At 65.0% G+C, this 14,737-nt stretch carries 15 protein-coding genes; 8 read left to right on the top strand and 7 right to left on the bottom strand.

Features of this window, described 5'->3' with window-relative positions:
* Window positions 1-46 precede the first annotated feature (46 nt).
* Complete coding sequence (locus ACZLIB_RS22415) at window positions 47-526, top strand: DUF421 domain-containing protein (protein WP_032129193.1); 480 nt, start codon at window positions 47-49, stop codon at window positions 524-526.
* Window positions 527-575: 49 nt separating this feature from the next.
* Here ACZLIB_RS22415 and ACZLIB_RS22410 read toward each other — a convergent pair whose 3' ends face one another.
* The 7 genes from ACZLIB_RS22410 to ACZLIB_RS22380 form a co-directional block, all read right to left on the bottom strand.
* Window positions 576-2,096: a hypothetical protein gene (locus ACZLIB_RS22410; RefSeq protein WP_478468787.1), complete on the bottom strand. Its 1,521-nt coding sequence runs from the start codon at window positions 2,094-2,096 to the stop codon at window positions 576-578.
* A gap of 96 nt (window positions 2,097-2,192) precedes the next feature.
* Window positions 2,193-3,089, bottom strand: a complete 897-nt coding sequence (gene hemF / locus ACZLIB_RS22405; RefSeq protein ID WP_049398644.1) for an oxygen-dependent coproporphyrinogen oxidase — start codon at window positions 3,087-3,089, stop codon at window positions 2,193-2,195.
* Window positions 3,090-3,143: 54 nt separating this feature from the next.
* A complete protein-coding gene (locus tag ACZLIB_RS22400) occupies window positions 3,144-4,760 on the bottom strand; it encodes a hypothetical protein (RefSeq protein ID WP_164080037.1) in 1,617 nt (538 codons plus the stop codon).
* A 37-nt stretch (window positions 4,761-4,797) separates the two neighbouring features.
* Complete coding sequence (locus tag ACZLIB_RS22395; protein ID WP_478468786.1) at window positions 4,798-5,916, bottom strand: hypothetical protein; 1,119 nt, start codon at window positions 5,914-5,916, stop codon at window positions 4,798-4,800.
* Window positions 5,917-5,951: 35 nt separating this feature from the next.
* Window positions 5,952-6,512: a hypothetical protein gene (locus tag ACZLIB_RS22390; protein ID WP_049398641.1), complete on the bottom strand. Its 561-nt coding sequence runs from the start codon at window positions 6,510-6,512 to the stop codon at window positions 5,952-5,954.
* A 30-nt stretch (window positions 6,513-6,542) separates the two neighbouring features.
* Window positions 6,543-6,962 (bottom strand): NUDIX domain-containing protein, encoded by a 420-nt coding sequence (locus tag ACZLIB_RS22385; RefSeq protein ID WP_180847356.1) that lies wholly within the window; start codon window positions 6,960-6,962, stop codon window positions 6,543-6,545.
* Window positions 6,959-9,328 (bottom strand): S9 family peptidase, encoded by a 2,370-nt coding sequence (locus ACZLIB_RS22380; protein ID WP_478468784.1) that lies wholly within the window; start codon window positions 9,326-9,328, stop codon window positions 6,959-6,961. The genes ACZLIB_RS22385 and ACZLIB_RS22380 overlap by 4 nt, the downstream gene beginning before the upstream one ends.
* A 167-nt stretch (window positions 9,329-9,495) precedes the next feature.
* On the opposite strand from ACZLIB_RS22380, the gene ACZLIB_RS22375 reads away from it, so the two are divergent.
* From ACZLIB_RS22375 to ACZLIB_RS22345, 7 genes are all read left to right on the top strand, one after another.
* Window positions 9,496-9,825 carry a hypothetical protein gene (locus ACZLIB_RS22375; protein ID WP_005414880.1) on the top strand — a complete coding sequence of 110 codons (330 nt, stop codon included), beginning with the start codon at window positions 9,496-9,498 and terminating at the stop codon, window positions 9,823-9,825.
* Between the two features lie 37 nt (window positions 9,826-9,862).
* A complete protein-coding gene (locus ACZLIB_RS22370; RefSeq protein ID WP_049462284.1) occupies window positions 9,863-10,516 on the top strand; it encodes an RNA polymerase sigma factor in 654 nt (217 codons plus the stop codon).
* Window positions 10,513-10,728: a hypothetical protein gene (locus tag ACZLIB_RS22365; protein ID WP_125893349.1), complete on the top strand. Its 216-nt coding sequence runs from the start codon at window positions 10,513-10,515 to the stop codon at window positions 10,726-10,728. Before ACZLIB_RS22370 ends, ACZLIB_RS22365 begins: the two co-directional genes overlap by 4 nt.
* Window positions 10,729-11,006: 278 nt before the next feature.
* Window positions 11,007-11,318: a hypothetical protein gene (locus ACZLIB_RS22360; protein ID WP_478468783.1), complete on the top strand. Its 312-nt coding sequence runs from the start codon at window positions 11,007-11,009 to the stop codon at window positions 11,316-11,318.
* A 51-nt stretch (window positions 11,319-11,369) separates the two neighbouring features.
* Window positions 11,370-12,581 carry a hypothetical protein gene (locus ACZLIB_RS22355; protein WP_478468781.1) on the top strand — a complete coding sequence of 404 codons (1,212 nt, stop codon included), beginning with the start codon at window positions 11,370-11,372 and terminating at the stop codon, window positions 12,579-12,581.
* The gene (locus ACZLIB_RS22350; RefSeq protein WP_478468780.1) at window positions 12,578-13,396 is read left to right on the top strand and encodes a hypothetical protein; all 819 of its coding nucleotides are present in this window, start codon (window positions 12,578-12,580) and stop codon (window positions 13,394-13,396) included. Before ACZLIB_RS22355 ends, ACZLIB_RS22350 begins: the two co-directional genes overlap by 4 nt.
* Window positions 13,397-13,429: 33 nt before the next feature.
* Window positions 13,430-14,728 (top strand): ABC transporter permease, encoded by a 1,299-nt coding sequence (locus ACZLIB_RS22345; protein WP_478468779.1) that lies wholly within the window; start codon window positions 13,430-13,432, stop codon window positions 14,726-14,728.
* Window positions 14,729-14,737: the final 9 nt, after the last annotated feature.

Here is a 14,737-nt window from a genome sequence, read left to right as displayed (position 1 = left end):
GCCGTGGCCTGCGCCACGCTGGGCCACCGCTCCGCAGGGGAAGACAATGCCCGATCTGTTCGCACTGGCGATGCCGTGGTGGGAGTTCATCCTGCGCGCGGTGGTGGTCTATGTCGTGGTGCTGGGCATGGTCCGGCTCAGCGGCAAGCGCCCGCTGGGACAGATCACCCCGTTCGACGTACTGCTGGTGGTGCTGCTGGGCAACGCGGTGCAGAACGCGCTGCTGGGTACCGATACCTCGCTGGGCGGTGGCCTGTTGCTGGCCGCGACCCTGATCCTGCTCAACTACGGGGTGGGCTGGGTCAGCACCCGCAGCCGTCGCATCGAGCGCCTGGTGGAAGGAGAACCGGTAGTGATCGCGCGTGATGGGCGCCTGTTCGACGCCGTTCTGCGCCGTGAGCAGGTCACCCGTGCCGATTTCGAGGCCGCGATGCGCCAGCAGGGCTGCTTGGGCGTGGAGGATGTCGAGCTGGCCCTGCTGGAGATCAACGGGCACATCACCATCATCCCGAGGAAGAGCACCTGACGTGTAGCGTCGAGCAAGCTCGACGCTACGGGTACCCCTTCCCGCGCCCTCAGAGCGCGGCTTCGGCCTTCAGTGCCGGCCAGTTGCGGGTGGCGTCCACATCGCAGGCTACATGCGTGCCCTCGCCATCCTTCGCGCAGATCGCTGCCATGGCCTGCGGGATCTTCGGGTCGGCGGTGTGCGAGTACACCGCTGCCAATGCCAGGCACCCTTCGCGGACACCGGCGCCGCACAGCGTCTCGAAGTAGGGCAGCGACGCGGCCCATTTCTCGGCCTCGAACAGCGCTTCGCCGGCAACCTTGCAGCCCAGCAGCTTGCCCTCGGTGCAGCAGGCCTTGGCGCCGTCCTTGCGTGCCAGGGTGGGGCAATCCAGTGGCAGCGGGATCTCCACGAACGCCACCGGCGGCGTGCAGCTGGCATTGCCTGCGGCGGGCTTGCGCTCGTAGTAGGCGAAGCGGTTGCCGCCGTCGACGCTGGCGAGGTTTCCGTTCTTCAGCGGTTGCAGCACGAAGTCGCTGCCGACATCGGGACGGATGAGGATGCGGCCGTCCTGCAGGCGCGCGCGCAGGCGCTGGTCGCGCCCCTCGGCCTCAACCAGGCCGCCATCGAGGAAGCGCAGCTGCGAGAGCACACCGTGCTCGGCTTCATAGCTCCCACACGGCAGCGCAGTGGCCGGCACCGGAGCCAGTGAAGCGACCGGCGCAGCGGCCAGGCTGGCAAGCGCCTTGGCGCGGCCGCAGGCCACGCCGTCCGCGCGCTGCGCGCATGACAGCTGCAGCGCTTCGTGGGCCTGCAACAGGCGCCCGCCACTCCACAGCACCTCGGCAACGTCGGCGCAGAAGGTCTCGCCGTGCTGCTGCCGGCACAGTGCGGCCAGCTCATCGAGCTGCGCGGACGGCAACACGGGATCAACCGAATGCTGCAGCCCGAGCAGGGACTTGCCGATCATCTCCAGCCCGACCACCTCGGCGATCGCCCTGCAGCCCTCGGCGTTGAAGGACGCGGAATCCTCCTTGCAGATCTCCGGCTTCGGCGGCTCGGCCCGTGCAGGCGCCGGGGCAGCGTCCTTGGCCTGCTGCTGGTAGGTCTCCAACAGCTGGGAGCAGGCCGCGCCCACGCCCTCGGCACACCAGGCGTGCAGCTTCACCGGTGCGGCCTCGGGCAGCGCCTCCAGGCACTCGGAGGTGTTCATCACGCAACCATCTTCGATGGGCTCGGGCATCGTCTTGCAGGCGGCGGCGTGCTCACGGGTGAACTCGCGATAGGGCGTGTTGATCGTGCGGTCGTTGTCCGAGAAGAACCAGTTTTCCAGGCGTCCCGTGGACAGGTTGCCGGTGCCGAGCACGTCTTCCTGGCGGGCGATGCGCAGTTCCTCGGTGGCCTGGTAGGGGCCGGACAGGAAGGCGTGGCCTTCGCTCTCGATGGTCAGCGTGATAGTGCCGCCGCTGTCCTTGTAGGTGCCGCAGGCCATCGACTGCGCGGCAGCCGGCAGGCTGGCCGAGGCCAATGCGAGCAACAGCAGGGAGCGCCAGCCCGCAGCGCGGGGGCGGAGGGAAACAGCAGCAGGCATGGGGTCATCCTTGAAGGAGGCAAAGCAGGACCTGTCCGGTGCAGGGCGCACCACAGGCAGGAGAAGACGCCACGCGTCAGGCGTGGCGCCGGAAGGTCAGAGCCAGTCGCGCGGCACCAGGTAATCGGCCAGGCGCGCCTCGGCGCTGCCCGCTTCCGGGGTGAAGCCGTACTCCCAGCGCACCCGCGGCGGCAGGCTCATCAGGATGCTTTCGCTGCGGCCACCACTCTGCAGGCCAAACAGCGTGCCGCGGTCGTAGACCAGGTTGAATTCCACATAGCGGCCGCGTCGGTACAGCTGGAACTCTCGCTCGCGCTCGCCGAAGGCGGTGTCCTTGCGCTGCTGCACGATCGGCAGGTAGGCATCCAGGAAGCCATCGCCGACCGCACGCAGATAGTCGAAATCGCGCTCGAAGTCGCCGTGCAGGTCGTCGAAGAACAGGCCGCCGACGCCGCGCGTTTCATTGCGGTGGCGCAGGAAGAAGTACTCGTCGCACCAGCGCTTGTGCGCGGCATAGCGTTCTTCGCCGAACGGGGCGCACAGGTCGCGCGCGACCCGGTGCCAGTGCTGCACGTCCTCGTCGAACGGATAGAACGGGGTCAGGTCGAAGCCACCGCCGAACCAGCTGGCCACCACTTCGCCGTCGCGCTGCGCCTGGAAGAAGCGCACGTTGGCATGCGTGGTCGGCACGTAGGGGTTGAGCGGGTGGAACACCAGCGACACGCCAGTGGCACGCCAGGAGGCGCCAGCCAGTTCCGGACGGTTGGCCGAGGCCGATGGCGGCAGGCGGCTGCCGGCCACGTCGGAGAAGCCGATGCCGGCCTGCTCGAACACCGCACCGTCGCGCAGCACGCGGGTACGCCCGCCACCGCCCTCGGCCCGCTGCCACAGGTCTTCCTGGAAGCGGGCCTGGCCATCGACGGCCTCGATCGCCGCACAGATGCGGTCCTGCAGGTCGGTGAGGTAGGCGCGCACGCGCTCGAATTCGTTCATGGCGCGTACTTTACCGCAGGGCCCGCCCGAAGCTGCGGGCAGGCCCTGGCCGGCTCAGCGCTTGCGGTTGGAGTTGCGCGGCGCCGGAGCGTCGTCCTCGGCTGCCTCGTCAACCGCCTTCTGCAGAGCACCACCCAGCGTGATCAGCTCCCAGTTCTGGGTGCCGAGCACGTCGCAGGCCACGTGCAGGCCGCTGCGGTCGGCCTTGCAGAGCTGCTCCAGGGTTGCCCGTGCGTCCAGTTCCGCGCCGTTGCCCTGCGCGGTCACCAGGTTCTCGCACCCTTCGCGCACGCCGGCGCGGCAGACCGTGGTGTAGTGCTCGGCGGCCTGCAGCCAGTTCCCGGACAGCGCAAGGCGGTTGCCGAGAATGTTGCAGCCCTGAAGCTTGCCCTGCGCGCAGCAGGCTTCGGCACCGCCCTCGTTGGCCAGCGCCAGCGGGCAATCCTGCGGCAGTGGCAGCACCTTGAACTGCTTCGGTGCACTGCACCGTGTCGGGCCCTCGCCGGTGGGGACGAACACCTGGAAGCGGGTCCAGTTATCCAGGCCCAGCAACTGGCCGCCGGGCAGCGGGCGCAGCACGAAGTCGCCGCCCCTGTCGTGGCGGATGCGGATGTCGCCCGCTTCGACGCGTGCGCGAAGATGGCTGCTCCAGCCAACGCCAACCAGGCCGGCATCGCCGAAGTCCAGCGTATCCATCAGGCCGCCGTCGGACCGGTAGTTGCCGCAGGGTAATGCAGTTGCGGGCTGCGGTCGCAGCGATGCGCCCACCGCCTGCAACGCCGGCAGGCGCTGACAAGTGGCGGTGTCATTGCCGGGGGTGCAGGCCGCAGCCAGGGCCTGCACCGCCTGCTGGGGATCTCCCGCGTCCCAGGACAGCTCAGCCACGCGGGTGCAGAAGCCGCCGTGCGGTACCTCGCGGCACAACCGCAACAACTGTTGCCGCCGCTCAGCTGGAATGATCACCGGCACGGTCGGTGCCGTCATCGTCACCATGGCTTCGGTCATGGCGGCCGTCATCGCGGCCTTGACCAGCTGCTCCTGCACTGCCGGGTCGGCCTCGAGTGCGGCGGCACACGCCGGGGTTCCCTGTTCGAAGCCACCGTTGTCACAGGCGGCGGGGAGTTTGATACCGGACAAGGCGGCGTCGAGCGCTGCCTTTGCCAGGGCGGGATCGGCCTCGACCGTGGGTTTGGCTTCCTCGTGCCAACGATCGGCCAGTTGCAGGCACATGCCGGGCACGCCTTCCCGGCACCCTGCTTCCAGCGCGGCCGGGGTCGCTTCGCGACGGTTGTCCAGGCACGCGGCCGCATCGGCCAGGCAGCTGCCATCAGCCGGCGTGGCGGCTGCGGCGCACTGTGCGGGGGCCTGCAGGAGGTAGACCGTGCCATCCACCTCGACCGTGCGGCCACGATCGCGCACCTGCAGCGCACTGGGCAGGCCGTACTCCAGGTTCACCAGCTGCAGCTTTCCGTCGATCTGCTGGAACGCGACCGGAGACGGCGCACTGCCGAAGTGCTTCTGCTCGCCGCGGTTCGGTGAGCTGATGCGCAGCGTGCCGCTGCCTTCGTCGGCCTTGAACAGGCCGCATTGTGGTGACTGTGCGGCGGCCATCGGCGCGGCCAGCAGCAGGGCCCAGGCCAGCCAGCGGCGGCGCGGTGCGGGTGAATGCATGTCGTCTCCTTGACGATCGAACGGGAAGCTCCTGGCGCTACGGCGAACCCTGGCCCTCGCGCGGGGGCGTGCATTGTGCCGCGTCGCGCAGTGGCCGGTAACGCTGGTAGCCGGTCTGGGTATCGATGCCGAGCAGGTCGCCATTGCCGAGCTGGTGCAGCACAAGGGTTTCGCCGTTCTGCTGCAGCTGGACGGCGCCTTCGTGCAGGCGGGCACGCGCGCCATCACCGAAGTCGAGCATGTCGATCACGCCACCGTCAGCCTGGTAACGGCCGCACGGCACCCGCTGCAACGGCACCAGGCGCAGGTCGGTGCCGAGTTCACGCAGCGGTGCGGTACGTCCGCAGGCACTGACGCGGCCCGCATCGCAGACCACCTGCAGGGCCTGCACTGCCAACGCAGGTTCCAGCGCGTTCAATTGCTGCGCGGCCACTTCCACGCAGAAGCGGCCACTGCGGTGCTGCAGGCACAGTTGCTGCAGCTGATCGCGTGCAGCGGCCGGAAGCGGCGAACCCAGCGTGTCTTCGTCTTCCTGCTGCAGGCGTTGATTCACCCGCTGCATGGCGGCAGCCAATGCATCATTGGTCAGCGCCTCGCAGGCCTGCGGGTCATGCCCGGGCGTGTGTTCGCGGCAGGCAGGCGGGCGTTCAAAGCCCGTGGCACCGACGTCGTCGGTGGCCTTTGCTGGGCTGCCATCCCGCAGTTGTCGCAGCAGCGCCGAGCAGCCCGCGCCAACGCCTTCGTCGCACGCGCGCTGGATCTGGCCGGGCGAAGCCGCGGGCAGCTGCGCAATGCAGTGGCTGCCGGCGGCGCGGCAGCTGCCGGCAATCGCGGCGGGTTCGCTGGCGCAGCCCCGGGACTGGCGCAGCGTGTAGACCACCACGTCGTCTTCGATGCGCTGCCCATCGGCGCTGATCCGGACCGGCAGTGCCACGCCATCGTCGAGCATGACCAGTCGGGCCTGCGCCGCACTGCGATCGACCCACAGCGGCCCCGGCTCGCTGCCGTCGTCGCGGCGGTAGCCGCTGCTGGGTGATGTGAATATCAGCGCCATGCCACCGCCGGTGCTGCGGTATTCGCCACAGCGCAGCGCATCGGCGGCGGCAGGCAGCGCGGCGAACAGCAGCAGCGCGGGGAGAAGGGTCAGCAAGCGCATGCGACGGTCCTTGTCGTGCGGGAAAGGGGTGTGGCTCAGTGGAAGCGCGAGCGGATGTCTGGTCGCAGCAGGCGCCAGGCCAGCCAGCCCTGCAGGCCGAGGAGTACGAATGACATGGCCACCATGGTCAGCGTGATCAACCAGCGCTTCAGATGGAGTTCCTGTTGCAGGACGGCGTCGTCGGAGAGAAACGGGATGACGTCGCGCATGAACACGTCCAGCCACCCGGCGATCGCAAAGTTGGTCAATGCACTCATCAGCAGGATCGCCACAAAGCTCCACAGGCCCCAGCTGCGCTCGCGCAGCAGTCCCCAGCTGGCCAGTGTCGAGGCAAGGCACAGCAGTGCGACGATCATCGACGCGGCCACCGGATGCGCCAGAAGCCAGATCAGGCTGTGCAGGTGCTGGAGTTGTACTTCCCTCTCAACCAGGTGCCAGATCGGAAGGTTGTGCAGCGGCCACAGCAGCAGTCCCTGCATCACGAAGTAGACCGTGAGCAGCAGTGACAGCCAGAACGAGGCGTGTGCGATCGGGCGCACCCAGGCGTGATAGGTCGGTTGGACCAGCGAAGGAATCGGCGGGATCGACATTGACATCCGGTGTCCTTGCAATCGGTGCCCGCGCGCTCAGCGGGCCGTCACCCGGGTGGCGACGGCCGGCAGGATATGGTGTTCGCTCAGCGGTGCCAAGGGCAGGCCGTGCGGTGGCTGCAGCGGCACCCAGGCCAGTTCGGCGATCTCCGCGCGTGCCTGTGGCCTGCCGTCCACCTGTACCCACCAGGCCTGGGCCTGCACGCGGTGGCCGGGCTCGTTCACCGCCCAGTCCTGGAACGTGCCCAGCGCGATGGAGGCATCGGTGCACAGCTGCACGCCGAGTTCCTCGTCCAGCTCACGGGCCAGCGCCTGCAGTGGCGCTTCGCCGGGTTCGGGCTTGCCGCCGGGCTGGATGAAGCGGGTGGCGCCGTGCTTGCGCACCACCAGCGCCCGGCCGCGGTCATCCAGGATGACCGCGGCCACGATGTGGATCGTGGCCGCGGCGTTGCTCACTTCAGGTTCTGCTCGAACAGCTTGAGGATGCGCTTGTACTGGTCCAGCCAGGAATCGGCGCGGACGTAGCCGTGGCGCTCCAGCGGGTACGGTGCGATCGACCAGTTGTCCTTGTGCAGTTCTATCAGCCGCTGGGTCAGGTTCACCGAGTCCTGGAAGAACACGTTGTCATCCATCATGCCGTGGGCAATCAGCAGGTTGTCCTGCAGGTTCTGCGCGTACTCGATCGGCGAGGACACGCGGTACGCCTCCGGATCGATGTCCGGGGTGTTGAGGATGTTGCTGGTGTAGCCATGGTTGTACTGGTGCCAGTCGACCACCGGGCGCAGCGCGGCGCCGGCCTTGAACGTGCCCGGCGAGCGGAACAGGGCCATGAAGGTCATGAAGCCGCCGTAGGAACCGCCGTAGATGCCGGCGTGGTCGCGGTCACCCTGCTGGGTGTCGACCAGCCAGTCCAGGCCGTCCTTGTAGTCTTCCAGTTCCGGGTGGCCCATGTTGCGGTAGATCGCCGTACGCCAGTCGCGGCCGTAGCCCTCGCTGCCGCGGTAATCCATGTCCAGCACGATGTAGCCCTTCTGCACCAGCAGGTTGTGGAACATCTGCTCGCGGAAGTAGGCCGGGTAGCGCTGGTGCACGTTCTGCAGGTAGCCGGCGCCGTGCACGAACATCACGATCGGGTACTTCTTCCCCGGTTCCTTGTTTTCCGGTTCGTAGTACTTGGCCCACACCACGCCGGCGCCATGCTTGGACGGCACTGCCACCAGCTTCGGCTGGATCCACTGGCGCGCCTTGTAGTCGGCGGTGCGGGTGTCAGTCAGCACGCGGGCCTGGCCACCGGTGCTCGGCAGCACGGCCAACTGCGGCGGCAGGTAGGCACCGGAATAGCGCACCAGCAGCTGCTGGCCGTCCGGCGACAACGAGAAGTCTTCCACGCCGTTGAGGCTGGTCAGCTCGCGCACCTGGCGGTTGCCGGTGTCCACCGCGCAGACTTCGTAGTCATGCGGTGCCTGCTGGTTGCACAGGAAGTAGAAGCCCTTGCCATCGGCCGACGGCACCGGCGCCGAGGTTTCCCACTTGCCGCTGGTCAGTGCCTGCGGCTTGGCCGTACCGGCCTGGGTGTACAGGTGCGAGAAGCCCGATTCCTCCGACAGCAGCCACAGCGTGCGGCCATCGGCCATCCAGCCGAAATCGTTGAAGCCCCAGTTGATCCAGCCGTTGTCGGTCAGGCGATGGCGGTTCTGCACGCGGCCATCGGCAGCGTTGACACTGATGATCCAGCGGTCCTTGTTGTCGTTGGCACGCAGCATCACTGCGGCCTGCTGGCCATCGGGGCTCCAGCGGATGCCACCGCCCATGAAGTCGCTCATCACCTGCAGGCTGCGCTCGCCCTTCAGCGCGTCCTTGCCGGCCTTGCGGCGCAGCTCGGCCAGCGGATCGGTGCTGATGCCAGGCAGGCCGGCCAGCGAGACCTTCTCGGCTTTGCCGGTGCGCACGTCCACGTACCACAGGGTGTGCGGCTCGAAGCCGTTACGGCCGACGCGGGTGCGGGTGTCTTCGGTTTCCTCGTAGCCCGACTCGGTCACGTACAGCGGCATCTTGCCGCCGCGGCCGTCATCGAAGTCCTTCGGCTTGGTCACCACGATCAGGTGGGTCAGGTCCGGCGACAGCACGCTGTCGGCGATCTCCACGTCGGTGCCCAGGTACACCGGGCCCGGCGCGCGGGTCGGGTCGGCCTGGCGCCAACGCTGGTCCTGGTCCTTCAGTGCTTCGCGCTGGTCGCGGTCGCGGCGCAGGGTTTCCAGCGTGCGCAGCTGCTGGTCACGCAGCACGTCGGCCTTCGGCGGCGTGCGCGGATCCTTCTCGGCCTTCAGGCTGGCCACCTGCTGCACGCCGCTGGCGGCGGTCCAGTGGAACCAGTTCTGGCCAACGCGCCAGATCACGCCATTGTCGGCAGCGAAGTTCACGTTGCCCGCGCGCTCGTTGCTGCGGGTCAGCTGGGTCAGCGCGCCGCTGCGCAGGTCGCGCACGAACACGTCGCCATTGCGGACGAAGGCGCTGCGGCTGCGGCTGCGGTCGTAGACCGGCTCGGCCACGTCCAGGGTGCCGCGCTGGTCATCGGCCACCTGTGCGGCCACGCCACCCGCCACCGGCTGGCGGAAGGTATCGCGCACCGGGCTGCCGCTGCGCTTGAGCTGGTATTCCACCTGCTGGCTGTTCCACGACCACCAGGCCTTCTCGACCGGCGGACCAATCCAGTCCGGGTCGGCCATGGCCTGTTGGATGGTGATCGGCGTCGGCGCGGCATGCGCAGCCGGTGCGGCCAGCACGGCCGACAGCAGGAGGGACAGGGGCAGCACTCGGGACATGGGCGGACGGCACCAGAAGAGGAAACCGGCCAAGCGTAGCAGCCGCAAGGGCCCGGGGCAGGGGCCACAGGTCATGGCAGCGGGATTGGCAAAGTGGTGCAACCGGTAGCCGGCCTCGCGCATCCATTCTCCTGAACCCGCATCATCCACCGAACAGGAGCCCGACCATGCAGGAACTGATCCCGATCACTCTCTTCATCTGCATCGCCTACGCGATCCACGCCATTGCCGATGCCCGCGCCCGCAGCAAGCTGGTGGCCCCGCACGTGCCGGAGGAAGTGATCCGCTCGCTGGCCGTGCTGGAAGAAGAACGCCGCCGCCAGGGGGCGCTGCGCTGGGGCATCAGCCTGGTCTGCCTGGCGTTGGCCATGGCCCTGCTGGAAGCCATCGGTGCCCGTGACCTGACCTTCGGTGCCGCCGCCGCGCTGGTCGGCAGTGCTGGCCTGGGCCAGCTGCTGGCCTGGCACTTCACCCGCCCCGCCGCACGCAAGGGCTGAGCCGGCCCATGTCACGGGCACAGGGGGCGCCCCGCAGATGAGCCTGCTCGGCGAAGCATTGTCGGCACTGCGGGGCCGTCGCCGCCACGATGCAGCGGCGACGGCGGCACCCGCCGCACCGCTGGATGCGGACCAGGCCCTGGTGCGGGCCATCATCGATGGCTCGCAGGCGGCGTTTTCGCAACTGGTCGAGACACATCAGCGCACCTGCGCACATGTGATCGGGCGCATGGTGGGCGACCGCGATCAGGTGGCCGACCTGCTGCAGGAGACCTTCCTGGCCGTGTTCCGCCAGCTGCACCGCTTTCGTTTTGAATCCTCGCTGCGCACCTGGATTTCCCGGGTGGCCTACACCACCGCGCTGCAGCACCTGCGCCGGCGGCGGCTGGAGGCGCAATGGATGGTGGCGGTGGAGGTGCCGGAGGAACTGGGAATCGGCGATGAAGGACCGGGGCCGGCTGAACTGAGCGAGGCGCTGCAGGCGGGGCGCCATCTTGGCGTGGCGCTGGAGCGGTTGAGTGCACCGCAGCGCCTGATCGTCGGCCTGCACTACCTGGAGGACTTCGACCTGGTCGAGATCGAGCAGGTGACCGGGCTGGCACGCGGTACCATCAAGAGCCACCTGCACCGCGCGCGCCAGGTCCTGAAGCAGGAACTGACGCGGCATGCCGCCGCCGGAGAACTGCTGTGAGCCCATCGACCGACCCTCGCGATGCGGAAGAACGCGCGCTGGCGCAGGCGTTGCGTGAGCAGACACAGCAGGAAGAAACGCCGGATGTGAGCGAGGCGCTGCAGAAACGCATTGCCGCTGAATCGCGCGACAGTGGCGTGGGTTATGTGGTGGTGCAGGTGGTGTTGTTGGGAGCGTTGGTGGCGGCAGCTGTCTGGTATTTCTGGCATTAAGCGATTTATAGACCGACACCAGTCGCATACGGCGTGAATCTTCCTATGCCATTCCCGAGGTCGCTGACTCGGACAATCCCCCACACCCGACGGATTGCGTCAGCTCCAGACGCTACGTGACGGTCCTCGCACTGAGGATAGTTGCAAAGAAATCTGCTGCTATTGATGTCGATGACCCTGCTGGAAAAATCTAAATCGTCAGCAACCGCTGACGTTGGCCAGGAGCCGCGCAAGCTCACGGTCATATCCAGCAGTATCAACTTCAAAGGAGCGGAACAATGTCGAAGATCTGCAAATCCGTGCTTCTCCCACCGGCACTCATTGCAATGCTTGGTCTATCCGGAATCGCATCTGCTGCGCAGGAAAGTGCGACCAATGATCTCACGCAGATCCAGAACTTCTCTGTGCTGGACATCAACCTCGTCAGCGGGGCGGAGCTGCAAGAAGGAATCAGCGATAGCGAGATCGCGGGTGTGCAATGTACCAACTACTCAAGCGGTGGAACCCACTGCGGTCACTACTCGTCGGGTGACGCAGAAGAGCTCCAGTTCGCGCATGTCGTTCCTGAAGTACAGAAGTTCAACGTCTAAGAACGCGGACGGCCGCCCTTGGGGCGGCCGTCCGCCACCAAGGAGAAGTTGATGAGAACTTCCATAGAGGAAATCAGGAGAGCGATTGAGGATCCGCGTAGAACGGTTGACGTTTGCTCGGTACTTCTGGATGCATGGTTTGAAGCTGCTCCGCGTCGTTTGGGCGAAGCTCTTTCGAAATTCAGAGCGAAGAAACTCGAGAACCACGAATGTGTGGAGAAATTTGAAAGAGCGTTCAAGAACCTGGATCCTGCGGCAAGAAGAAGATTGCTTGGATCCCCGTGGGTTTCTGGATTCATGGATGATCCAGATGGAGTCTGTCATGAAGATCCAGATGGAAGGCCCGTATCGACCATCGAAGCACTTCATCTCGCCGCAAGGGCGGAGTGTCAAATTTCTCCAAACCATGAAGAAGCGGGAGGGTTGCACCATGGGAAGGAAGTCGAAAGCCCACTAGGGGAGTGGGTGGTAAGGCAGCGTGATTTCGGATTTGAAAAGGTTGAGCGCGCAAAAGTGGGAGGCGTGATCGCTCTGGACGTGGATAGTGGACTGGCACGCCGGAACGAACCTGAGAGCGGAACGTTCTGCAATCCATTCATGAGTATTTCACCAGAAGAGCTTGGGGTAATCCAGGAGAAGCTGGAAGCCGCCATAGAACTCGTGGATAAAGCCACTCCACATCTGGGTCTGCTGATTCGAATATTCACAAGGCGTGTGTTTGTGAGGAAGTCGATCCAGTTGGGTGATCAGGTTTCACCACTCAATCTTGGATCCGAGTATCGGCCGATTCATGTTGGTTGCATCCGAATTCTCAATGTTCACAGGCCAGAAATGACCGTGGATCTTTGCGCAGAGGCAATTCTGCATGAGTCCGTACACTCGTATCTCTCCGCCTATGAAGAGGTGCACGGGAAGTTCATGTCAGGTGCAATCAGGGTGCGCCCGGTTTCACCATGGTCAGGAAATTTCATTCCCAACCATTCGCTGGCACACGCGGTTTTTGTTTACTACGCCATTCATCAGCTTCTCGGGAGATTGGTTGGTGTCGGCGGCGAGATTGGAGAAGAAGCCGGGAGGAGAATGAAGCGACGACTGATGCACGTAGCGGGCGGATTCTTCATCGAACGGAAGATCTCGACGCTATTCGTACTGGAGTCACCCGCCTCATTGCAGCTGATGGCGGTCGTGGATGAAATTCAGGAGGAGATCAGGGCCCAGTACGGCCGAAAAGTGCAAAGGGAGATGCTGGAGAGCGTGGCATGAAGATTCCAACCATTGTCATCCACTCCGACCCGGAAGACGTTGTCGCAACCGTGCTGAGAGATGTCGAGGGTGTGAGTGTGATCCATCTGGACGAGCTGACTCAAAGTTGGTGCGTTCAGGAGGCTGAGATCATTGAACCCATAGTGGAAACGTCGATTCCTAACATGTGGTCCGCCTACATCATCAACAGAGTCTTCGATCTCTCTTGCACCGAGATTGGCAAGCGTCTTCGTGCATTCGGATTGCATGAGAACTGGGCACACACAGCTTTGGGTTCGGTTCTATCGCGAGCGCACACACTGACGTATGGAATTGGTCCTCGCGGAGTGAGTAGATCGCTTCTCCCCTTGAATGTGCAGTGGAAGCTTCTTTCCGAGCGTATTCCAGGCATTAGAACGCCACGTTTTGCTTTTGGGTTCGGTCATCGAATGCCTGATATGTCGCATCTGGACAAATTCGTACAGAAGTCAGTCTGGTCCTACTTCCGTTGGGACGGTGATTCCGATGTCGCAGAAGGGGAGCAGCAGTGGCATCCATTCTTCGTCGAACAGCCGCAAGGCATCCCAATCATATGTAGCTACCACGGAGAGGCGTTTGCACTGAGTTTCCCTAGGGGGCGACCCAAGGCGAATCTCGGGGCCTTTCCCGCTCTCATATGCGCATGCCGGGAACTTTTCGACAGCAGGATGGGCGAGATTCTGGTGTACCAAGAGAACGAAATCCTGACCTTCTGCGCCTGCAGCCCATACATGGCTGGAATAGGTGAGCTGGGAGAAAGGGAGCAACTTCTTCTACGGGGAGTTCCTTCGTGTTGAAGTTGAGGGCTCTGCAAAGGCCAAGGAGGGTACGTGCACGGTTACTACATCAAGATGTCGTTGATTCGATTCAAGCAGCGAGTCGGCACTCATCTGGCAATCGCTCTCATGCTGGGTGCGGGGGTAGGGATCACCACCGTGATGCTTTCCATTGTTCTCCAGGCATCGTCGGATCCCGCTCCAGGCCGGAGCTCGGCATTGTTCCGCCCCTACCTTGACGCGCGTCCAGATGCACTGCGCAGTGGCTCTCCGGATCTTGGTCAGTCACTGACCTGGCCAGACGCGAAGGTGCTTCTGAACCAAGGCCGGACGTGGAAGCAGGCAGCAATGGCAGGGGGCGCGGTGACGCTCTCCCGGCCGGGAGAGCCCAGCGCAAGATTGCGCGCCAGGTTCGCCACGTCCGAAGTCTTCAGTGTCCTCGGCATTGCCGTTGTTCAAGGGCGCGCATGGACCGCCGAGGAGGGGCATGCTGCGAGTCGAATCGTGGTTCTGTCGCGTGTGCTCGCAGAGCGCGAGTGTGCACAGGGCTGTGTTGGTCATCAGTTGGACCTGGGCAGACGCACCTATACCGTGGTGGGTGTCGCGGAGGATTGGCATCCGGTGCCTATGTTTCAGGGAGACCTCACGCGCAGACCGTTTGTGGAGCCTGACGAGATCTACCTGCCTCTTGAAACCGCAATCGCAGACAAGCTGACCGTTGTGGACGGGACGGCGATCTGGGGTGGTGACCAGGACACGGATCCTGCAGGGGCCAATGTTTCCTGGCTTCAATTGTGGGCGTGGCTGCCCACCGCAGATGATGTCGCCGCTTACCGCGCGAATCTGAATGCCTATGCGCAGGAAAAGGGGCTTCGGATCGAGCCAGGCACCCAGCAGGTGGCACTCTGGCCGTTGATGGATTGGCTGGACAGGCTGGGATTGGTTCCGGAGCAGGCCAGGATGCAGCTTCGGTTGTCGCTGATCCTGCTCGGCGTGTGCATCGTCAACGCGGCGGCGCTGCTGAGCTTCAGTCTGGGGCGCCGTCGGCGGGAGCTCGCGATACGACGTGCACTGGGAGCACGACGCCGAGACGTGTTCATCCAGCTCATGTGGGAATCCATCGCGGCGGGCGTCGCAAGCGGTGCGCTCGCTGTCGTCACCTATACGCTGGGAATCCGGGTGGTTGCTGCGGGAGACGTTCTGCCCAGCGCGATAACAGCGATGCATGCCGGGGCAATGCTGATGGCGGCTGGTCTGGGAGTCGTCACGACGTTGCTCTGTTCATTTGTCCCATCGTTTGAAATCTGCAGGGTCAGCTCACTGTCGAGTGCCTTCGCGAAGGGGGCTGCCTGAAATGTTCGA

Source organism: Stenotrophomonas sp. 220_Sma (assembly GCF_056487375.1).
The sequence above is the reverse complement of the archived record's forward strand: the minus strand, read 5'-3'. Positions and strand labels throughout refer to the sequence as shown.